The sequence below is a fragment of the Thalassospira sp. MCCC 1A01148 genome, from assembly GCF_001613795.1.
Lineage (GTDB): Bacteria > Pseudomonadota > Alphaproteobacteria > Rhodospirillales > Thalassospiraceae > Thalassospira.
In genome coordinates, this window is sequence record NZ_LPVZ01000022.1 from 219,289 (window position 1) to 238,786 (window position 19,498).

The window sequence follows — 19,498 nt, forward strand, 5'->3', positions numbered from 1 at the left end:
GTTTGCTGATCAGATCAGATGTTCGGAAGGGGAAGACCCCTTAGGAACAACCGGTGGTCGCGCCACAAGAGTCACATTTCAGGCAGGTGCCGTTGCGCACCAGGGTGAAGTTACCGCAATCCGGGCAACCGTCACCTTCATAGCCCTTCATGCGGGCTTCGCGGATCTGGTCCATCTTGGCATCGGTTTTGGCGATGACTTCTTCGCTGGTGGACAGGATAGCATTGCTTTGCGGTGCTGACGGTGCAGCGGTGGTTGCAGCACTTGCGGTGGTTTCGTGGTTGTGATTGTGACCGTCCGTGCCGGTGGATTTGACTTCCACGACGCGTTCTTCGGTCTGTACACCGCCGTCAACAACATAGAGGTTGCGACGCACGAAGCCGGAAGATGCCACCTTGCGGATGGTTTCAATCGCCTGATCACCAGCCTTTTCGGCGGTTTCACCAAGGTCACCCTCGGCGACACCTTCGCCAACCGCATCCGGCAGGATGTCGGACGGCTGAACGTGGGCGAGGTCGTTACGGCCAAGGTAGGAGATCGCCAGTTCGCGGAACATGTAATCAAGGATGGAGGTTGCCATCTTGATCGCATCGTTGCCCGAAACCATGCCGGACGGCTCGAAGCGGGTGAAGGTGAAGGCTTCGACATACTCTTCGAGCGGCACGCCATACTGCAGGCCGATGGACACCGCGATTGCGAAGTTGTTCATCAGCGAGCGGAATGCAGCGCCTTCCTTGTGCATGTCGATGAAGATTTCACCAAGCTTGCCGTCTTCGTATTCACCGGTACGCAGGTAAACCTTGTGACCGCCAACAGTTGCCTTCTGGGTGTAGCCTTTGCGGCGGCCCGGAAGGGAACGACGGTCGCCACGGACAACGCGTTCGATGATTTTCTCGACGATCTGTTCGGACGCCTGGGCTGCCTTGGCAGCGGTCGGCTGATCGGCGTAATCGTCTTCTTCGACCAGTGCGGAGTTGAGCGGCTGGCTGAGTTTCGAACCATCACGGTACAGGGCGTTTGCCTTAAGGCCCAGACGCCAGGACAGCATGTAGGCGTCTTTACAATCCTGGATGTTCGCGCTGCTTGGCATGTTGATGGTTTTGGAAATCGCACCCGAGATGAACGGCTGGGCCGCTGCCATCATGCGGATGTGGCTTTCTGCTGAGAGGTAACGCTTGCCGATACGGCCGCACGGGTTTGCACAATCAAAGACCGGCAGGTCTTCGTCGCGCAGATGCGGGGCACCTTCAAGGGTCATCGAACCGCAAACATAGGTGTTGGCTGCTTCGATCTGTTTTTTGTCGAAACCAAGGGCTGCGAGCATGTCAAAGTCCATGCTGTTGATTGCCTTGGCATCAAGACCCAGCGTGTTGACGCAGAAATCATCGCCAAAGGTGTATTTGTTGAAGACGAATTTGATGTCAAATGCGTTCTTCAGCGCACCTTCAACCTTGGCAATCGCATCATCGTCAAAGCCTTTTGCCTTCAGCTCATCATGGGTGATGGCCGGCGAGCCTTTGAGCGTACCGTGACCGACCGCATATTTTTCAATGTCGCGGATCTGGTTTTCGGTATAGCCGAGCGTTGCCAGAGCAACCGGAACGGTGCGGTTGATGATTTTGAAGTAACCGCCGCCAGCAAGCTTTTTGAACTTCACAAGCGCAAAGTCCGGTTCGATGCCGGTGGTGTCGCAATCCATGACCAGACCGATCGTGCCGGTCGGCGCGATAACGGTGGTCTGGGCATTGCGGTAGCCGTGCTTTTCACCAAGCTCGACCGCCTTGTCCCAAGCGGCACGTGCGGCAACCGGAAGATCGGCATAGGGGCTGTCAGCAGCAACCAGCGGAACCGGGTTGATCGACAGGCCTTCGTAGCCTTCCTGTTCGCCATGTGCGGCACGGCGATGGTTGCGCATGACGCGCAGCATTTCTTCGGCGTTGTCGGCATACCCCGGGAACGCACCCTGTTCGCTGGCCATTTCAGCCGAGGTGGCATAGGAAACGCCACACATGATTGCGGTCAGAGATGCGCCAATCGCACGGCCTTCGTCGCTGTCATAGGAAATACCCATGCTCATCAGCAGGCCGCCAATGTTGGCATAGCCAAGACCAAGGGTACGATAGCGATAGGAGAGTTCCGCAATACGATCAGACGGGAACTGTGCCATCAGAACCGAGATTTCGAGAACAACGGTCCACAGACGGACAGCATGTTCGTAAGCCTCGATATCCACGCCGCCATCATCAGAACGGAAGTTCATCAGGTTCAGCGATGCGAGGTTACATGCGGTATCGTCAAGGAACATGTATTCCGAGCATGGGTTGGACGCATTGATGCGACCCGAGTTCGGGCAGGTGTGCCATTCGTTGATCGTGGTGTCGTACTGGATGCCCGGATCTGCACAAGCCCAAGCAGCTTCGCCGACTTTTTCCCACAGGTCACGTGCGGAGATTTTCTTGGCAATCTTGCCGTCGGTACGACGGATCAGTTCCCAGTCACCGTTATCAAGAACAGCCTGCAGGAAGTCGTTCGACACACGAACAGAGTTGTTCGAGTTCTGACCGGAAACGGTCAGGTATGCCTCGGAGTCCCAATCAGTGTCATAGGTCTTGAAGCTGATTTCGGTGAAGCCCTGACGGGCGAATTCGATGATCTTGTTGATATAGGAATCCGGGATCATCACAGCGCGGGCTGCCAGAACAGCTTCTTTGAGCTGCGGGTTGGCGCGCGGCAGGAAGCGGTCCTCGGAGTCAGCGGCACCGTCCCAGTTGGTGCAAGCAGCCAGAACCTGTGTCAGGTGCTTTTCAGCCAGTTTGGAACCGGCGACAAGGGCAGCAACTTTCTGCTCTTCGACGACTTTCCAGTTTACGTACTCTTCGATGTCCGGGTGGTCGATATCAACCACAACCATTTTCGCCGCACGGCGGGTGGTGCCACCCGACTTGATCGCGCCAGCTGCACGGTCACCAATTTTCAGGAAGCTCATCAGGCCGGAAGAACGACCACCACCGGACAGGGTTTCGCCTTCGCCACGTACGTTGGAGAAGTTCGAACCGGTACCGGAACCGAATTTGAACAGACGCGCTTCACGGGTCCAGAGATCCATGATGCCGCCTTCGTTTACAAGGTCATCGGCGACAGACTGAATGAAGCAGGCATGCGGTTGCGGATGTTCGTATGCGCTGGCCGATTTGGTCAGTTCGCCGGTTTTGTAATCGACATAGGAGTGACCCTGTGCCGGGCCATCAATGCCATATGCCCAGTGAAGACCGGTGTTGAACCACTGCGGAGAGTTCGGCGCACCCATCTGGTGGGAGAGCTGGTAACGCATTTCGTCAAAGAACGCCTGCGCATCGGACTCGGCGTCAAAATAGCCGCCTTTCCAGCCCCAATAGGTCCAGGTGCCAGCCAGACGGTCAAAGACCTGGGTCGAGCTGGTTTCGCTGATGTAGCGTTTTTCGGCCGGCATCTTGTTGAGCTTGGCGGTGTCAGCAGTCTGACGCCACAGCCAGGACGGGACGTCCTTTTCCTTAACCGGTTTGAGCGCGACCGGAACACCAGCCTTGCGGAAGTATTTCTGCGCCAGAACATCACTCGCCACCTGAGACCAGGAAGCGGGCATGTCAATGTCCTTCATCTCAAAAACAACCGAACCATCCGGGTTTTTGATGACAGATGTTAGCTTACGAAACTCTATGTCAGCGTACGGGCTGACACCTTCCTGGGTGAATTTTCTGGTGATCCGCATGGTCTGCTCCGGTTGTGATCAGACGTGACAGGGCGCTTACGGGTGATGCGCCAACATCGCCTGACTTTATATAGTTTGCTCAATGCTCTTGCGCCGCCCCCGACGTCGATATTTTCCGACGTTTCCAGAGCTTCGCAATTATGGGTAGTCGGTGGTGTTGGTCCCCCCTTGGAACCAGCCGGTCCGTGGGGAAGACTATAATGGCAAAATTTCGCCTCAGTCCACTAATCTTTGTGGTTGACAGTGATTTTTACCACAACATCTAGTGGGTCGATTGCTGTCTTGCTGATTCGATGCTGGTGGGATTCTCGTTAACAATCTCTGAATCGCTCCGGGAGGCCCGGAAAACTGCGCTTCGTGTCGCAGCATGATTGTGTACTGGTCCTAAGACTCGGACTACATATTGTGTGGTAACGAGAGGTGCCCACACAACGCAGGATCAAGCTAACGCGGATTTCGTTCCATTTCCAGTGCGAAGCGGAAATCAGTGCGTTTCGTTGTTTTTCCTAGCATGCGAACCAATGATAACAGTTTGATATTTATGTTAAAGTCTTCTTTTTGATGCGGGCGCAAAGATAGGGATAGCAAGGATCCTGGGCTACTACATATATGGGGCGCGTTGTGGATAAGCAGGTGGACAAAGCCCCCAGATCTAGATGGATCAAAGAGTCGTCGCCCTACAAGCAGTTGTGGGTTGTTTCAAGACACCACAGGGCAAGGTCGGGGACGGTGATTTGCGCAAGTGTGGCCTTGCACCGGTTTTGTCCGCAGTTTGTCCGCAGTTTGTCCTCTGTGGCGGGCTTGAAACATTGACTTTCCACGAACATCACGACATATAAGTCACTTGATTGAGGGGCTGTAAGACCAAACAGCCTGCGCTGCCTTTTGCCGCCTTCCCGAATTTCGGGCGGACAAACCAGATCTGGAGAGAGACCCAACATGGCCACCGTCGGCACCCGTATTTATACTGCGCTGTTTGGCAAGCGCGTTGGCGAAGACCGTTTCGGCAATACCTATTACACCGAAAAGACTCCGGCAAAGGGTCGTCGCACCAAGCGTTGGGTTGTTTACAAAGGTGTCGCAGAAGGATCAAAGGTTCCGGCCGAATGGCATGCCTGGCTGCATTACACTGTTGATGCGCCGCTGTCGGACAAGGCCGAAGACCGTTATGACTGGCAGAAAGATCATCTGCCGAACCTGACCGGCACCAAATATGCCTATCGCCCGAAAGGCCACGAATATAGCGGCGGCAAGCGCCCGGAAGCGACCGGCGATTATCAGGCATGGTCGCCGGAAGGCTGATCATTCAAAAGAATTCCGATTTCATGCGGGCGCGGGGCAACTCGCGCCCGTTTGTGTTTCCGATATGTTTTGCCTGAATTCTGCTTCCCGATGGCCCGTTTGATGCGGTTGTCTTTTGGGTGGTTGTTTTTCGGGGCGGGGCAATACAGTATAGGGTCCAGACCCTAAGTCTCAAAGAGATACAGAACGGATAAGGTCGATGAGCAACAGACTGATTGAAACCATTGCCGGTGCGGCCGTAATTGCGGTCGCGGTTGGATTTGCGGCCTATTCCTATTCACGCGCCGGAATCAATACGGTGGAAGGCTATGAGATCATGGCCAGTTTCAACCGTATTGATGGTCTTGTTGTTGGCAATGATGTCCGTGTTTCAGGTGTCAAGGTCGGTACCGTTACGGCACAGGAACTTGATCCCGATACCTATATGGCGGTTGTCAGAATGTCGGTGCAGCCTGATCTGGCATTGCCGCTTGACAGTTCGGCCAAGATTGCGTCGGACGGGTTGCTTGGCGGCAAGTTTGTTGCCCTTGAGCCAGGCGGGGATATCGACATGATCGAAGCTGGTGGTGAAATCGAATACACCCAAGGGTCGGTAAACCTTGAAGATTTGATTGGTCAGGTTATCTATTCCTCGACCAACAGCGATAATTGAGCCGTGTGAGGCCATTGGTTGTCAGCCAGCGATTGCCAGCCATGTTTTTGCCCGGTTTGCATCGCAGGGTGTGGTACAGATAAGGCAAGGGCAGGGGATGTTCCGCATAACCCTGTCATCACAGAATGTCGGAGCGGTTGATGAAAAAGACCGAAAATATTGATCACTTCCCCACCTGGCAGGCCAGTGATGGTTCACCGCTTTCGTGCGTGGAAAAGATCAAGGTGCTCAATGACAATTTCGGTGAACTGCGCGAAATCATGCAGGATGCGCTTGAAGATGCACTTTTGATGGGCTGTGACGAAGAACAGTTCCGCAATGTGATGCATGATCTGGTGGCCGAACTGCATAATCCGTATGCCAAAAACGATACAAGCGACAAACAGGACTGAAGACCACAATGAAACGATCCTTTGCGATTGCCGCGATTTGTTCGACATGTGCAATGATCGGAACAGCGTCTTCGGCGCTTGATTATCGTCCCGCCCCGGTTGCCCAGTTGCAGGGGCTTGATAAAATCACGGCCCGTATTTCGACCTTTGAGGTGCCGGTGGGGCGCACGGCCAGTTTCGGAACGCTCGAAATTCGGGTCGATGCCTGTTATCGCACGCCGCCGGAAGAACGCCCGGAAAGTGCGACCTTCCTTGATATCGCAGACATTCGCGATGATGGCGATGGGGAACGTACACCCCTGTTTTCAGGATGGATGTTTGCATCAAGTCCGGGTTTGTCCGCACTTGAACATCCGGTCTATGACGTGTGGCTCAAGGAATGTTTTGATCCGTCAGGTGCCGAGGCGGAAGAGGGCGCTACTGCCCCGCAAGGTCAGGCCGCACCAGAACAGCCATAAAACCAGCCATACGGCGATCACCCCCGAATTGGCAACAAGCTGACCTTCGGGCGGGGGCGCGTCTTTTTATCGCAAGGCATCAGATCCATCTGTGCGCCGCAGAAAGCCTGCTTTTAATGGTGCGCGGCTATCTGATGATTGGGCCGAAATCGTCAAGAATATGGCGAATGTTCTTCTGATTGTTTCCAAATTAGAAAATATATGTTGCGGTATCGCTGGCTTGAGAGCGACCCGTCACCCTGTCATCCTCAGTTCACGATTTATTGCAGCGCAACGATGTTTGCGCCACGTGAACAAGAGGGAAAATAAGATGTTTAATTCTATCAAGAAAGCCGGTGTCGCGCTGGCAATTGTTGCAGGTCTTTCGGGTGCGGCTTTTTCGGCCCAGGCAGCAGATACCTATAAACTGGACCCGACCCACACCAGCGTTATTTTCATCGTGAACCATCTTGGTTTCTCCGACTTCCAGGGTCGTTTTGGTGGAACCAGCGGCGAGTTGACCCTTGACCGTGAAAACCCGTCGGCATCTTCGGCCACCATCACCATTGACCTTAATCAGGTAGATAGTGGTGTTGAAGCCCTTGATAACCATATGAAAACCGCCGATTTCCTTGATGTGGAAAACTTCCCGACCGCAACCTTTACCAGCACTTCGGTCGAACTGGTTGGCGACAATGCCGCAACCGTGACCGGCGATCTGACCCTTCTTGGCCAGACCCAGCCGCTGGTTCTTGACGTCGTCCTGACCGGTGAAGGCGAACACCCGATGACCGGCGACGCCGTTGTTGGTTTCTCTGCAAACGGTACCGTGATCCGTTCCCAGTACGGCATGGACTACCTGATCGGTGGCGTTGGCGACGAAGTAGAACTCCAGATTTCTTCTGAATTCCTGAAGCAGAAGTAATCCGCAATTCTGGATTTCCGACGTGCGCTGTGGTGGCAATGCTGCAGCGCACGTTCACCTTTCGGGCCTGCACAGGCAGCAAGGAAAACCGGTTATGACACTCCGTAGCACAAAAAATGCCTTTGGCGCGGTGACCAAGACCATCCATTGGGTGATGGCACTTTTGGTCATCAGCGTTTTTTCGATTGGCTGGTACATGGATCTCCTGCCGCTGGGTATGGAGAAGCTGGAATGGATTTCGCGCCACAAGTCACTTGGGGTGACAGTGCTGGCACTGGTGATCCTGCGTGTGATCTGGCGTCATCGAGAACCCACACCAGAGGGGCTTGGTAAAACGCGGATCGAACGGCTGGCGGCGAAGGCGGGGCATCTTGGGCTGTATCTTTTGATGTTTGCCATGCCCTTGACGGGCTGGACCATGTCGTCGGCGGCAAATTTCCCGGTCAGTGTCTATGGCCTGTTTACCTTGCCCAACCTTGTTTCGCCCAATCAGGAACTGTTTGAAACGCTGCGTACCGTGCACTGGCTGTTGTCCTGGGCTGTTGCCGGTCTGGTCGGCGTTCACATTCTGGCAGCCCTTAAACATCACTTCTGGGATCGTGACGCCACCTTGCGACGCATGCTGCCCGGCAAAATCGAGGAAAACTGACATGTTTCAGATAACGCGAAAAACGTTGCCTGCACTGGCCCTTGCCTCCACCATCGCCGGTTTTTCCGGAGCCGGGTGGGCAGCCGACCCATGGGTGGTCGAAGCTGGCGACAGCGAGATTGAATTTACCGGCACCCAGCTTGGCGCCGCGTTCGAAGGCGAATTCAAATCCTTCACCGCCGAGATCGTGTTTTCACCTGATGATCTTGCCGGATCGTCGGTAAAGGTTCTGATCGATATTGCGTCGGTTGATACCGCAAATGGGGATCGCGACAGTCAGATTGTTTCGCCCGACTGGTTCGATGCTGCGCAATGGCCAACTGCCAAATTCGAAACCAAGTCGTTCAGCGAAACCGCGCCGGGCCAGTACGAGGCGGTTGCCGACCTGACCATCCGCGATGTAACCCGCGAAGTCATTTTGCCGTTTGATCTTGAGATCGAGGGCAACGAGGCCAAGGCCACAGGCACGGTGACCATTAACCGGACCGACTTTGGCGTCGGTCAGGGGCAGTGGGCCGATACGTCCCAGGTCGGCGATCCGGTCACCATCGAAATTGATATCGAAGCCAAGCGCCCATAAGCTGCGCTGTCTTAAAGACCCACAGAAAAACCGCCCCGGATGATCTCCGGGGCGGTTTTGTTTGCGCGTGTCCTGCTTTTTTATGTTTTTGCCTAGCTTGCGGCGCTTTTGCGCAGGTTATCGAGGAAGGCTTCGACCGCGTCATCAAGGGCAACGGCTTCGGACACCAGCTTTTCGGCCGTGCTGGCGAGCTGATTGGTGCCTGATGACACTTTGCCAGCGTTGCTGTTGACGGTTTCGATGCGCTCGGACACTTCGCGTGTCCCGTCGGCTGCCTGTTGGACACTGCGCGAGATTTCACCGATGGCAGCGTGCTGTTCCTCGACTGCTGCGGCAATCGCGGTCGAGCTGTCTGCCACCTGGGCAATGGTTTCGGAAATCCGGCGGATGGCGTCAACCGCCTCGGTGGTTTCGTTCTGAACCGCAAGGATCTGTTGATTGATTTCCTCGGTCGCCTTGGCGGTCTGATTGGCGAGGTTTTTGACTTCGCTTGCCACAACGGCAAAGCCTTTGCCAGCATCACCAGCACGGGCGGCCTCGATGGTGGCGTTAAGGGCGAGGAGGTTGGTCTGTTCGGCGATGTCGCCGATCAGGCTTGCGACGTCGCCGATACGCTGGGCGGCTTCGGACAAACCTGTGACCGTTTCATTGGTGCGCGTGGCTTCGTCATTGGCGCGGTTTGCAATAGAGGCAGAATTTGCAATCTGCTGGGCGATTTCATCAGAAGATGCCGAGAGTTCCTCTGTTGCGGCCGAGACCGTTTGAACATTGCTTGATGTTTGGGTCGTTGCGGTCGATACCGCACCGGTCAGTTCGCTGTTCATGTTGGTCGCGTTGCGCATTTCGTCGGTCGCGGCTTGCATTTCCTTGATCGAGTTGGAGATCGAGTTGATCAATCCCTTAACCTGCTTATCAAGAGAATCCGCCATTTCCATCAGGGCTTTACGCTGTTTCTCTTCGGCTTCTTCTTCTAGCGCGCGCTGTTTGTCCTGAAGCTTGAGGTTTTCAAGTGCCTGTTCGCGGAAGGAGACCACGGTGCGCGCCATGTCACCGACTTCATCCTTGCGTTGTTGGCCTTCGATACTGCCTTCAAGGTCGCCGCTTGAAATGACACGCATGCGTTCAGCAAGGGTTTTCAGTGCGCCGGTGATGTCGCGCCCGATGGCAAGACCGACAAAGATCATGACCAGCAGGATCACACCGCCAATTATGACGACAAAGGTTGCCTGTTCACGGAAGGCTGCATCGACATCATCAATATAGATGCCTGTGCCAATGATCGAGCCCCACGGAAGTGGTTCCGCATAGGAGAGTTTTTCAAATGTGAGATTTTCATCCTCGCCGGGTTTTGGCCAGTGATAGGACGAAAAACCACCGCCGGGCTGGTTGCCGGCCGCAATCAGTTCACGGATGAAGTAGTTACCCTGGGAATCCTGCGCATTGTTCAGGCTTTGGCCAACAAGTGAAGGCTTGGCACCGTGCATTTCGGTCATGCCATCTGTGGCAAAGACAAAGAAGTAACCGATGTTGCCGTCATATTTGCCTGCGGCGGCAACCTCGTAGAACTGACTGATTGCTTCTTCCTGTGTCAGAGTGCCGGCATCTGCCTTGTCCTGATAGAATTGTGCGATTGAGGTGATGTAGTTGGTGGTTGAACGAATCTTGTCTTTGCGGTCTTCGAGCATTGAGTCGCGAAGGGTCGAGAGCTGCAGGGCCCCGATCACGATCACACCCAATAAAGCGATGACTGACAAGACAACGATCTTGTAGCCGATTTTCATGTTGCCAAGCATTTGTTTCCTCCGCTCAATGCGGTTGTTGAATTAAAATATAAAAATATAATGGTTTGCATTCATCTTTAGTGCAAGTCGTATTATTCTAAAGTGTAGGTTTCAGGGTATAGGTTAGAAATGGCAACGGCGCACCCAAACGACAAGGCCGATATGCTTTTCATCTTTTGTGAAAGCCCTAAGTCTTTGTCGAAGCACAAAAAAGGCCGGCGCTATAAGCCCCGGCCTTCATGCAAAGATATGTCGATGCAAGTCGTTTAGTCGGTTGCGCGTTTACGCAGGTCGGCAAGGAAGTTTTCGACAGCTTCGTCAAGGGACTGTGCTTCTTCGACCAGTTTTTCCGCCGAATGGGCAAGCTGACTGGTCCCAGACGACACACGACCGGCATTTTCATTGACCGTTTCGATGCGCTGGGAGACTTCGCTGGTGCCGTCAGCAGCTTGTTGAACGTTACGCGAAATCTCGCCGATTGCGGCATGCTGTTCTTCAACGGCTGCGGCAATGGCGGTAGAGCTGTCAGCGACCTGGGCAATGGTTTCGGAAATCAGGCGGATCGCCTCGACCGCTTCGCCCGTTTCATTCTGAACCGAGAGGATCTGCTGGTTAATCTCCTCGGTCGCCTTGGCGGTCTGGTTGGCAAGGTTTTTGACCTCGCTTGCCACCACGGCGAAGCCTTTGCCTGCGTCACCGGCACGCGCGGCCTCAATCGTGGCATTCAGCGCCAGAAGGTTGGTCTGCTCGGCGATATCCCCGATCAGCTTTGCGACATCACCAATTTTCTGTGCCGCATCGGCCAGGCCCGTGACGGTCTTGTTGGTGCGCGTGGCTTGTTCGTTGGCCTGATTGGCGACCTGGGCGGATTGGGAAATCTGCTGGGCGATTTCATCACTGGACGCGGTCAGTTCCTCGGTCGCGGCTGACACGGTCTGTACGTTGGTCGATGTCTGCGTGGTGGCAGATGCCACAGCAGCAGAGAGCGAGCTGTTGGTGTTGCTGGCTTCTTCCATCGTGGTAGTGGCCTTCTTCATATCCGTAATGGAACCACCAATCGCGCGGATGAGGCCCTTGACCTGACTTTCAAGGCTGTCGGCCATATCGGTAATGTCCTGACGGCGTTGCTTATCTGCCTGGGCTTCCAGTTCTTTCTGGCGGTTCTGAAGTGCCTGATTTTCCAGCGCCTGTTCACGGAAGGCGACAACCGTGCGGGCCATATCACCCACTTCGTCACCACGTTCCTGACCTTCGATCTCGCCTTCAAGCTTGCCGCCGGCGATTTCGGTCATTCGGGCCGAAAGTTTATTCAGTCCACCGGTAATATTACGCCCGATCGCAAGTGAGAACACGATCATCAGGGCAACAACAATTGCAATGATCACCAGCAAAAAGACCGCCTGTTCCCAGAACGCGGCATCAACATCGTCAATATAGATACCGGTGCCGATGGCGTGGCCCCAGGGGAGCATGGCGGAATAGGACAATTTCTCGAACAGTTGGTCTTCGGGCTCACCGGGCTTTGGCCAGTAATATGAGAAGAAACCGCCGTCGGGGTTTTGCGCGGCCGCAAGAAGATCCTGCACAATAAAGTTGCCGGTCGGGTCTTTGACCTGACTCATATCCGTGCCGTTCAGCGACGGTTTGGCGCCGTGCAACTTGTTAATGCCGTTTTCGTCATAGGCAAAGAAATAGCCAGTTCCCTCATCAAACCTTGCCGCTGTGCTCCAGCGGTAAAATTCGTCCGTTGCTTCTTCTTGTGTAAGCTCGCCGCTGCCGACGCGATCCTGATAGGACTGGGCAGCCGTCACCAGCATTGAAACAGTTGCCTGAATTTTGTCTTTGCGGTCTTCAAGCATCCCGTTGCGCAACGTTTGAAGCTCAAGTGCTGCAATCGCCAGCAAGGCAATCAGAGACAGCAAGGATAAACTGGCGACTTTCTGGCCAATTCGTATGTTCTGAAGCATGATCCGTTCCCGTTTTCTTGTTATTCCCCGAGCCAAAGCGCACAAACCTATTCAAAGATCTGTTCTTTCGTATGGGTTAATGGCCAAAGCTGTAAAAAAGTATAGGTATGATTTTCGGCGACTGCACCAATTTTCTGTTGGTCGACCATTCGTAACACGTTGGGGTCAAACCGATTTATGGTTGGGTGCGCAGATATCAAGCGTGCGAAACAACGTATCGACGCTCATATGTTGGAACGATCAGTCATAAAAAAAGCACCTGACGGTTAAGAAAGGTGCTTTTTTTCATAAGAACTGGGGCAGGGAGATGTCTGATCAGCGTAATTGTTTGATCAGGAAGTTGCTGGCAATGCCAAGCCCTTCTTCATCAATGCCGTGTTGCAGGCCGGGGCGTTCGTGCAGGCTGACTTCTATGCCATTTGCAGCCAGGGTTTCCTTGGCAAGACGGGATGCCTCGATTGGCACGACCGGATCGGCGGTGCCATGGACCAGCACCATTGGCGGGCGGGACTTGATTTCCGCCCCGAAGGCCTGTTCGCCAAGAAGTGCACCAGAGAAACCGACAACCCCGGCAATCTGGTTTTCACGGCGCGGTGCGGTTTGCAGCGACATCATTGTGCCTTGTGAAAAGCCAACCAGCGCGACCTTGTCGGCGGTCACGCCATGGGTTTCCATCACGTGATCAATGAAATCATCGACATAAGCCGCACTTTTGCGGGCACCTTCGGCCATGGCGACAAGGGCGCCAGACATTGTTTCCGGGGCGCGGCGCAGAAATTCCGGATCATATTCGGCCAGGCTAAACCACTGGCGTCCGAAGGGGGACATTTCGCACGGGAATGGCGCGTTGGGCGAATAGAAACTGGTGTCGGGCAGGGCGCGCGCCAGATGCGGTGCCAGACCGATCAGGTCATTGCCGTCTGCGCCATAGCCATGCAGCAAAATAACGACGCTTTTGGTCGTGCCTGAGGCGGCCGGGACGGTTGGTCCAGAGAGTAGGGTATCTGTGCTCATAAATGCTTTTCCTGATTTTCCCGTGTCCCTTGCTCAGGGTCAGGACCTATTAATTTGGTTTGAATGGTCGTTCAGATTTGCGCTGACCCTAGCAATGCAGCCCACGGACCACCAGCATTTTTTGTTGGCAAACCGGGCGGAAGAAAGCGTGCCGTCAGGCGGAAATCCCCATATGGCTAAAGGCTGTGGATAACTTTGTGGATGGAACGGGTGATTCTCAGAAATTCAGCCTTTGAATGGTTCGTATGTTGCGAAACAGTCTTGGTTATCTATGCCTTGGTATAAAATCTCCGGGTTTTCTAATTTAAAATATTTCGATATTTTTCTACCAAATTTAATCAATAAAATCATATGGTTATCTTGTTCCCCTTGTTGTGGGCTATTCTTGAGGGTGGAGATGTTCGGTTTGGCCCGTTGGCGGTTGAAGTGAAAAATCGCGCGAAAGCTGCATAGCTTGGGCCAAAAAGTTAACGATGTGGATTTTTTGGACAGACGGTCAGTAAAAGGCGGCTTTTGCCGCCCGGCTTTCTGTGTAACAAGAAATCTTCCGGTTTGCCCGGATGCCCCACAGCACAATCCATAGCCCGAGGTCCCGATGAACCAAACGCGCCGCTGGTTCGGCAAGGGAGATCGACGTGTTCTGGCGTTGACCTTGCCAATTATCTTGTCCAACGCGACTGTTCCGTTACTTGGCGCAGTTGACACGGCCGTGGTCGGCCATCTTGACAGTCCACATTATATCGGTGCGGTCGCTGTAGGTGCGCTGATCTTTTCCTATGTGTTCTGGAGCTTTGGCTTCTTGCGCATGGCGACCACCGGGCTTGCTGCCCAGGCCTATGGCCGTCGCGATGCGAACGGGGTGCGCGCAGTTTTTGCCCGGGCAGCCCTGATTGCCGTTGTTGCCGGTCTGGCCGTGATGGTGTTGCAATGGCCGATCATTGAATTGGCCATGACCCTGATTGCGCCGACCCCCGCGGTTGAGGCAGCAGCGCGTGACTATTTCCATGTTCGGATCTGGGCATCGCCCGCGACGCTGATGCAATACTGCATGCTGGGCTGGTTGCTTGCCATGCGTGATAGCCGCGCAGTGTTCATTTTTCAGGTGTTCTTGAATTCACTGAACATCATTCTTGATATCCTGTTTGTGCAAGGGTTCGGCTGGGACGTGCGCGGGGTGGCCGGGGCCACGGTGATTGCGGATTATTCCGGTGTTGTCCTGGGCTGGTTCCTGATGCAGCCACATCTGAAGCGGCTGGGCGGGACGTGGCGCGGCATTGGCCTGTTTGATCGCGGGCAACTGGCGCGGCTGATGAAGATCAATGGGGATATCTTTATCCGTACAATGGCACTGACATCGGCCTTTGCACTGTTTACCAGTTTCTCTGCCCGGTTCGGGGAAGTCACGCTTGCGGCCAATGCGGTTTTGCAAAACTTCCTGATGTTTGGGTCCTTTGCGCTGGATGGCTTTGCCCATGCGGCCGAAACCCTTGTCGGGCAGGCTTATGGTGCGGAAAAGCGCAAACAGTTTATGTGGGCGGTGCGCAAGACAACGATCTGGAGCGTTGTGTCGGCAATTGTGATGTCGGCCATGTTTGCCCTTGCCGGGCCATGGATTGTTGATGCCCTGACCAGTATTCCCGAGGTCCGCACAGCATCCTACGAATACCTGATATGGGCCGTGATCCTGCCGGTGACCGGTGTGTTGGGCTTTCAGTTTGACGGGGTGTTTTTGGGCGCGATGCAGACCAAGCACTGGCGCAACATGATGCTGGTCTCGGTTGCGATTTATGCCGGGTTTGCCTGGTGGGCTGTGACGATGGGCAGCAACCATTTCCTGTGGGCGGCGTTTAACGGGTTCTTCCTGTTGCGCGGGCTGACACTGATGGTGCTGTTCCCGACAATCATTCCCAAGCCGCGTCAGGCTGTGGCATAGCGTGCTTTTCAGGTTCGGCACGTGTTGATCAAGGTCCCCGGCTTCGCGGGGATGACGGCGCCAGATTGGCTTGTTTCGCTGTCATATCCGTGATGGCAGGAAACGATGTGATGTCAGTCGGCGTCGGCAACGGGCAGGGTGGTGCTGTTTTTGACTTCGTGCAGGGTGAAGCTTGATTTCATGTTGGCAACACCGGGTAGCTTCATCATGACTTCGGACAGGAAACGCTGATAGGCAGCCGGATCGGGCACGACAATGCGCATCATGTAATCCTGATTGCCGACCATGGCATAGCAATCAACAATTTCCGGATGTTCCTGTACCGCACTTTCAAAACGGCGCAGCGACGGTTCGTCATGCTGGGTCAGCGACACGGTGACAAATACGTTTACACCGAGTTGCAGATGCGCCGGATCAAGCAGGGCGACATATTTGCGGATGACACCGATTTCTTCGAGTTTGCGCAAGCGACGCAGGCAGGGCGACACGGACAGGCCGACCTTGTCAGCCAGTTCGACCATGGAGATTCGACCATCTTCCTGAATTTCACGAAGAATTTTGCGATCAATTGCGTCGAAACCGTTGCGCGCCATGGCGTGCCACACTCCTTTAGACGATAAGAAACCGGGCCGAGATGCGCCCTTGGAAATTATAATTGCGGAAGGGTGGATTTTGCCAAATACCCGACCAGCTGTACATAATTCCTGCTGCGCGATAAGCCATGACTTCGCGTTTCTGTCAATCTTTGCGTCGTCCAAAGGGGCATTTTTTGCGCCGTTATCGGAGATCGTGTTGCAGGGTGCAGCACCGGATTTCGTGGGCAAAATACATGGCAGGTGCTTGCATCAAACAGACAATACAAGTATGTCGTTCAATTCGTTGGAATGCCTAGGCTTGTGAGCATCTGCAGCGGAACTTATCATTGCCGTGTGCCATCCGGGCAGTGTAGTATAATCGTACCAATTTACTTATTTCGATTGTGATTACTCTCCTGCCGGGAGCCGGAGGAGGCTGACACTGTCTGACAATGTCAGCCTATTAGTGAAAGGCACGTATGGTGGACGCTGCGCAAAACACGCCGGGATATAACCTGGTTACCATTGGCGAGCACAAAATCAATATTCGTCCAGCGGTCGAGGCAGACCTGCCCAATGTTGTCGATCTTGATGACCGGACCACAGGGCTGCGCAAGCCGGATTACTGGGATGATCTGTTTACCCGTTATGGCAACCGCAAGGATTCCCGCTTCTTTCTGATTGCAGAGGAAAACGGAACACTTCTGGGCTGTATCTTTGGGGAAGTCCGGTCGTGGGAATTTAACTCCGTCCCGTGTGGCTGGGTCGGCACGGTCAGTGTCGAGCCGGATCTTCGCATGGGCGGGATTGGCACGATCCTTTATGATGAAATCTGCCGCTGTTTCCGTAACGCCGGAGTGACCAAGATCCGCACTATGATCCCGCGCGACGCGACCGACCTGATGTCGTTCTTCCGCGCACAGGGCATGATGGCGGGGCCGTTCATTCAGCTGGAAACAGATATGGAAGAGGGGGAATAAGCCAATGATGTCTTTGCAAAAGGCAACGTTGTTTGCCCTCTATGCCGTGCTGGAACTGGCCGAAGATACCGACCGCCAGCTTTCGGCATCGGAAATTGCCGAACGCTATAATATCTCGACCAACCATCTGGCGAAGGTTCTGCGCGACCTGGGGCGTGCGGGGCTGGTTGAGTCGGTCCGTGGGGCCGGTGGCGGCTATCGTTTCTGTGGCAATGCCAAACGCACGACACTTCTGGATGTTGTGCAGCTGTTCGAAGAAGTTGGCACAAGCCCTTCCAACAGTATTGTGCAGGATACCAATGCCGGGGCGGCCTTGACGCTGGTGATGGATGAAATCGAAGAAATCACCCATGCGACCTTGTTGTCGATCACGATCGAGACGATGCTGAAATTGATGCGCAAGCGTCGCCCGGAAAAGCCGACATCCACCGGATTGTTCCGCGCCGTTTAACCCGCCAAGCAAATTACAGATACAAAAAAGGCCGTCAGAATGTTCTGACGGCCTTTTTGATGTGATCTTGTGGACGTGTTTAGCTTTCGCTATCGGCAGGCGCCTGTGTCGGGGCCTGCGCCGCGTCAGAACCTTCTGAAGCGTTGTCAGCAGATTTTGCAGCATCTGGTTTTGGCGCTGCTTTTTTGCGCGGACGGCGCGGCGTGCGTTTTTTGACTTCCTTGGCCGGTGCGGCTTCAGAAGTTGTTTCGCTTGCGGTTTCTACCGGTGCTTCGGTTGCTTCCGGTGCCGGTGCGCTATCCTCTGCCGGTGTTTCTTCAGCAACTGCTTTCCTGGTCGAACGGCGCGGCTTTTTCGGGGCTGCGGCCTTTGGCTTGTCAGCTGTTTTGCGCCGGGTTGTTTTCTTCGGTGCTTCTTCCTCGTCCGTGGCTTTTTTGCCAAGGCTTGAGGCCGGGACCTTGGTCAGCAGGAAGCTTGGAACGTGATCGCCAAAGCCGACAACCGCTTTATCGTCGCGGTCATCACGATCACGACGGTTGTTGCGATTATTGCGGTTGTTGCGATCATTGTTCCGGTCGTTGTTGCCCTTGTTGTTCTGGGCGTCACGTGCCGGTGCCTTGGGCGTTTCGGCTTCTTTCTGCTTTGGTGCTTCCGGCTGTTTTGGCGCTTCAGGCTGTGGCTGAGCTGCCTTTTCCGGTGCGGCGTCCTTTCTGTCCGACTTTGCCGGACGGGCGGAACGGTCATCGCGGTTATTTGGCTTGCGGCTTTTCTTGTTGCGACGCTTCTTGCCGGAGAAGTCCAGCTCCAGCGTTTCAATGCCGTCAAGTTCGGTCAGCGGGATGTCCATATTGATGGTCTTGTTGATCGCCGCGACCAGTTTGCCGTCTTCGGGCACGGCCAGCGTAAAGGCCTTGCCATTGCGACCCGCGCGGCCGGTACGACCGGTACGGTGCACGTAATCCTCGGCGTTGAACGGGACATCAAAGTTAAAGACGTGCGATACGTCAGAAACGTCGATACCGCGTGCGGCAACGTCGGAACAGACCAGAAGGGTGATCTCGCCGGATTTGAACTTTGCCAGTGTTTCGGTACGTTCGCTTTGTGCCAGATCCCCGTGCATGCGCCCGGCATTGAAGCCATGCTTGGTCAGCGACTTGTAAAGGATGTCGACGTCTTTTTTGCGGTTACAGAACACAAAGGCGTTGCGGACATCTTCGGCGCGGATCAGGCGACGCAGGGCCTCGCGCTTGTCAAAGTCGTCGAGAACAACAAGTTTGTGTTCAACCGTGGTCGCCATGGTCGAGGGCGGGGAGACGGTGATTTCCTTGGGATTGGACAGGAATTTGTCGGCAAGGCGCTTGATTTCCTTGGGCATGGTCGCCGAGAAGAAAAGCGTCTGGCGCTGTGTCGGCAGCATCTTTACGATTTTTTCGATGTCGGGGATGAAGCCCATGTCGAGCATGCGGTCGGCTTCGTCTATCACAAGCAGTTTGCAATCAGACAGCAGCAGTTTGCCGCGCTCAAACGTATCGATCAGTCGGCCCGGCGTCGCGATGATGACATCCGCACCTTTTTCAAGAACCTTGCTTTGCTCGGCAGCCGATTCACCGCCGATGATCAGGGCCTTTGAAAGCGAGATATATTTGCCGTAGGTGTCAAAGTTCGCAGCAACCTGGGTGGCCAGTTCACGGGTGGGTTCCAGAATGATGGAACGCGGCATCCGCATGCGGGCGCGACCGTGATGAAGGATGTCAAGCATCGGCAGGGTAAAGCTGGCCGTTTTGCCCGTACCCGTTTGCGCACAGCCCAGAATGTCACGTGCCATCAGCACCGACGGAATAGCTTGGGCCTGGATCGGGGTTGGGGTGTCGTAGCCGGCATCTGCGACGGCTTTGAGGATATCTTCGCTCAGACCGAGATCGGCGAAATTCATATGGTTCGTTTTCCCGCAATGAAATGCGTTAAGGTGAAGCGGATCGCTAAAAATCTGATTGCGTCGTAAAGCCAAGCCTTAATTAAGTCAAGAAAAACGCCGCTTATTTGCCTTGGAAAACCCATTCTGAGGTCTTTGAGAGACTTGTTTGCAACAATTTGACGGCGTACCCTGTCATT

The 19,498-nt window shown here is 54.5% G+C and carries 16 protein-coding genes; 10 read left to right on the forward strand and 6 right to left on the reverse strand.

Annotation, left to right across the window (positions count from 1 at the left end; translation table 11 throughout):
• Nucleotides 1–40: 40 nt before the first annotated feature.
• Nucleotides 41–3,748: a vitamin B12-dependent ribonucleotide reductase gene (locus AUQ43_RS18510; RefSeq protein ID WP_062957784.1), complete on the reverse strand. Its 3,708-nt coding sequence runs from the start codon at nucleotides 3,746–3,748 to the stop codon at nucleotides 41–43.
• A 939-nt stretch (nucleotides 3,749–4,687) separates the two neighbouring features.
• Between AUQ43_RS18510 and AUQ43_RS18515 the strand changes: the two genes are divergently transcribed.
• The 7 genes from AUQ43_RS18515 (at nucleotide 4,688) to AUQ43_RS18545 (ending at nucleotide 8,685) form a co-directional block, all read left to right on the forward strand.
• Nucleotides 4,688–5,050, forward strand: coding sequence for an NADH:ubiquinone oxidoreductase subunit NDUFA12 (locus AUQ43_RS18515; protein WP_062957785.1), 363 nt, complete (start codon nucleotides 4,688–4,690; stop codon nucleotides 5,048–5,050).
• Nucleotides 5,051–5,249: 199 nt separating this feature from the next.
• A complete protein-coding gene (mlaD, locus tag AUQ43_RS18520; RefSeq protein ID WP_062957786.1) occupies nucleotides 5,250–5,702 on the forward strand; it encodes an outer membrane lipid asymmetry maintenance protein MlaD in 453 nt (150 codons plus the stop codon).
• A gap of 140 nt (nucleotides 5,703–5,842) precedes the next feature.
• Nucleotides 5,843–6,094, forward strand: a complete 252-nt coding sequence (locus AUQ43_RS18525) for a hypothetical protein (RefSeq protein WP_062957787.1) — start codon at nucleotides 5,843–5,845, stop codon at nucleotides 6,092–6,094.
• A gap of 8 nt (nucleotides 6,095–6,102) precedes the next feature.
• Complete coding sequence (locus tag AUQ43_RS18530; protein WP_062957788.1) at nucleotides 6,103–6,552, forward strand: DUF2155 domain-containing protein; 450 nt, start codon at nucleotides 6,103–6,105, stop codon at nucleotides 6,550–6,552.
• A 310-nt stretch (nucleotides 6,553–6,862) separates the two neighbouring features.
• On the forward strand, nucleotides 6,863–7,456 hold the full coding sequence (locus AUQ43_RS18535; RefSeq protein WP_062957789.1) for a YceI family protein: 594 nt from the start codon (nucleotides 6,863–6,865) through the stop codon (nucleotides 7,454–7,456).
• A 94-nt stretch (nucleotides 7,457–7,550) separates the two neighbouring features.
• The gene (locus AUQ43_RS18540; protein WP_062957790.1) at nucleotides 7,551–8,105 is read left to right on the forward strand and encodes a cytochrome b; all 555 of its coding nucleotides are present in this window, start codon (nucleotides 7,551–7,553) and stop codon (nucleotides 8,103–8,105) included.
• A gap of 1 nt (nucleotide 8,106) precedes the next feature.
• Nucleotides 8,107–8,685 carry a YceI family protein gene (locus AUQ43_RS18545; RefSeq protein ID WP_062957791.1) on the forward strand — a complete coding sequence of 193 codons (579 nt, stop codon included), beginning with the start codon at nucleotides 8,107–8,109 and terminating at the stop codon, nucleotides 8,683–8,685.
• Between the two features lie 92 nt (nucleotides 8,686–8,777).
• On the opposite strand, the gene AUQ43_RS18550 is transcribed toward AUQ43_RS18545, so the two are convergent.
• The 3 genes from AUQ43_RS18550 to AUQ43_RS18560 all read right to left on the reverse strand — a co-directional run bounded on the left by AUQ43_RS18550 (nucleotide 8,778) and on the right by AUQ43_RS18560 (nucleotide 13,447).
• Complete coding sequence (locus tag AUQ43_RS18550; protein WP_062957792.1) at nucleotides 8,778–10,478, reverse strand: methyl-accepting chemotaxis protein; 1,701 nt, start codon at nucleotides 10,476–10,478, stop codon at nucleotides 8,778–8,780.
• Between the two features lie 254 nt (nucleotides 10,479–10,732).
• Nucleotides 10,733–12,433 (reverse strand): methyl-accepting chemotaxis protein, encoded by a 1,701-nt coding sequence (locus AUQ43_RS18555; RefSeq protein ID WP_062957793.1) that lies wholly within the window; start codon nucleotides 12,431–12,433, stop codon nucleotides 10,733–10,735.
• Nucleotides 12,434–12,748: 315 nt separating this feature from the next.
• Nucleotides 12,749–13,447 carry an alpha/beta hydrolase gene (locus AUQ43_RS18560; RefSeq protein WP_062957794.1) on the reverse strand — a complete coding sequence of 233 codons (699 nt, stop codon included), beginning with the start codon at nucleotides 13,445–13,447 and terminating at the stop codon, nucleotides 12,749–12,751.
• A 595-nt stretch (nucleotides 13,448–14,042) separates the two neighbouring features.
• Here AUQ43_RS18560 and AUQ43_RS18565 point away from each other — a divergent pair.
• The gene (locus AUQ43_RS18565; RefSeq protein WP_062957795.1) at nucleotides 14,043–15,380 is read left to right on the forward strand and encodes an MATE family efflux transporter; all 1,338 of its coding nucleotides are present in this window, start codon (nucleotides 14,043–14,045) and stop codon (nucleotides 15,378–15,380) included.
• Between the two features lie 113 nt (nucleotides 15,381–15,493).
• Here the strand turns inward: AUQ43_RS18565 and AUQ43_RS18570 are convergent, their stop codons facing one another.
• The gene (locus tag AUQ43_RS18570) at nucleotides 15,494–15,973 is read right to left on the reverse strand and encodes an Lrp/AsnC family transcriptional regulator (protein ID WP_062957796.1); all 480 of its coding nucleotides are present in this window, start codon (nucleotides 15,971–15,973) and stop codon (nucleotides 15,494–15,496) included.
• Between the two features lie 461 nt (nucleotides 15,974–16,434).
• Between AUQ43_RS18570 and AUQ43_RS18575 the strand changes: the two genes are divergently transcribed.
• Together AUQ43_RS18575 and AUQ43_RS18580 are read left to right on the forward strand one after the other, a co-directional pair.
• Entirely contained in the window at nucleotides 16,435–16,935 is a 501-nt protein-coding gene (locus tag AUQ43_RS18575) for a GNAT family N-acetyltransferase (protein ID WP_062957797.1), read from the forward strand.
• Between the two features lie 4 nt (nucleotides 16,936–16,939).
• A complete protein-coding gene (locus AUQ43_RS18580; RefSeq protein ID WP_062957798.1) occupies nucleotides 16,940–17,386 on the forward strand; it encodes an Rrf2 family transcriptional regulator in 447 nt (148 codons plus the stop codon).
• 79 nt (nucleotides 17,387–17,465) lie between these two features.
• Here the strand turns inward: AUQ43_RS18580 and AUQ43_RS18585 are convergent, their stop codons facing one another.
• Nucleotides 17,466–19,319 (reverse strand): DEAD/DEAH box helicase, encoded by a 1,854-nt coding sequence (locus AUQ43_RS18585; RefSeq protein ID WP_062957799.1) that lies wholly within the window; start codon nucleotides 19,317–19,319, stop codon nucleotides 17,466–17,468.
• Nucleotides 19,320–19,498 lie beyond the last annotated feature (179 nt).

What these genes read in the sequence shown, in the direction of transcription:
- AUQ43_RS18555 (WP_062957793.1), bottom strand. Translation starts at nt 12,433, where the DNA reads ATGCTTCAGAACATACGAATTGGCCAGAAAGTCGCCAGTTTATCCTTG.
- AUQ43_RS18530 (WP_062957788.1), top strand. Translation starts at nt 6,103, where the DNA reads ATGAAACGATCCTTTGCGATTGCCGCGATTTGTTCGACATGTGCAATG.
- AUQ43_RS18580 (WP_062957798.1), top strand. Translation starts at nt 16,940, where the DNA reads ATGATGTCTTTGCAAAAGGCAACGTTGTTTGCCCTCTATGCCGTGCTG.
- AUQ43_RS18545 (WP_062957791.1), top strand. Translation starts at nt 8,107, where the DNA reads ATGTTTCAGATAACGCGAAAAACGTTGCCTGCACTGGCCCTTGCCTCC.
- AUQ43_RS18585 (WP_062957799.1), bottom strand. Translation starts at nt 19,319, where the DNA reads ATGAATTTCGCCGATCTCGGTCTGAGCGAAGATATCCTCAAAGCCGTC.
- AUQ43_RS18525 (WP_062957787.1), top strand. Translation starts at nt 5,843, where the DNA reads ATGAAAAAGACCGAAAATATTGATCACTTCCCCACCTGGCAGGCCAGT.
- AUQ43_RS18565 (WP_062957795.1), top strand. Translation starts at nt 14,043, where the DNA reads ATGAACCAAACGCGCCGCTGGTTCGGCAAGGGAGATCGACGTGTTCTG.
- AUQ43_RS18550 (WP_062957792.1), bottom strand. Translation starts at nt 10,478, where the DNA reads ATGCTTGGCAACATGAAAATCGGCTACAAGATCGTTGTCTTGTCAGTC.
- AUQ43_RS18570 (WP_062957796.1), bottom strand. Translation starts at nt 15,973, where the DNA reads ATGGCGCGCAACGGTTTCGACGCAATTGATCGCAAAATTCTTCGTGAA.
- mlaD (WP_062957786.1), top strand. Translation starts at nt 5,250, where the DNA reads ATGAGCAACAGACTGATTGAAACCATTGCCGGTGCGGCCGTAATTGCG.
- AUQ43_RS18515 (WP_062957785.1), top strand. Translation starts at nt 4,688, where the DNA reads ATGGCCACCGTCGGCACCCGTATTTATACTGCGCTGTTTGGCAAGCGC.
- AUQ43_RS18575 (WP_062957797.1), top strand. Translation starts at nt 16,435, where the DNA reads ATGGTGGACGCTGCGCAAAACACGCCGGGATATAACCTGGTTACCATT.
- AUQ43_RS18560 (WP_062957794.1), bottom strand. Translation starts at nt 13,447, where the DNA reads ATGAGCACAGATACCCTACTCTCTGGACCAACCGTCCCGGCCGCCTCA.
- AUQ43_RS18510 (WP_062957784.1), bottom strand. Translation starts at nt 3,748, where the DNA reads ATGCGGATCACCAGAAAATTCACCCAGGAAGGTGTCAGCCCGTACGCT.
- AUQ43_RS18535 (WP_062957789.1), top strand. Translation starts at nt 6,863, where the DNA reads ATGTTTAATTCTATCAAGAAAGCCGGTGTCGCGCTGGCAATTGTTGCA.
- AUQ43_RS18540 (WP_062957790.1), top strand. Translation starts at nt 7,551, where the DNA reads ATGACACTCCGTAGCACAAAAAATGCCTTTGGCGCGGTGACCAAGACC.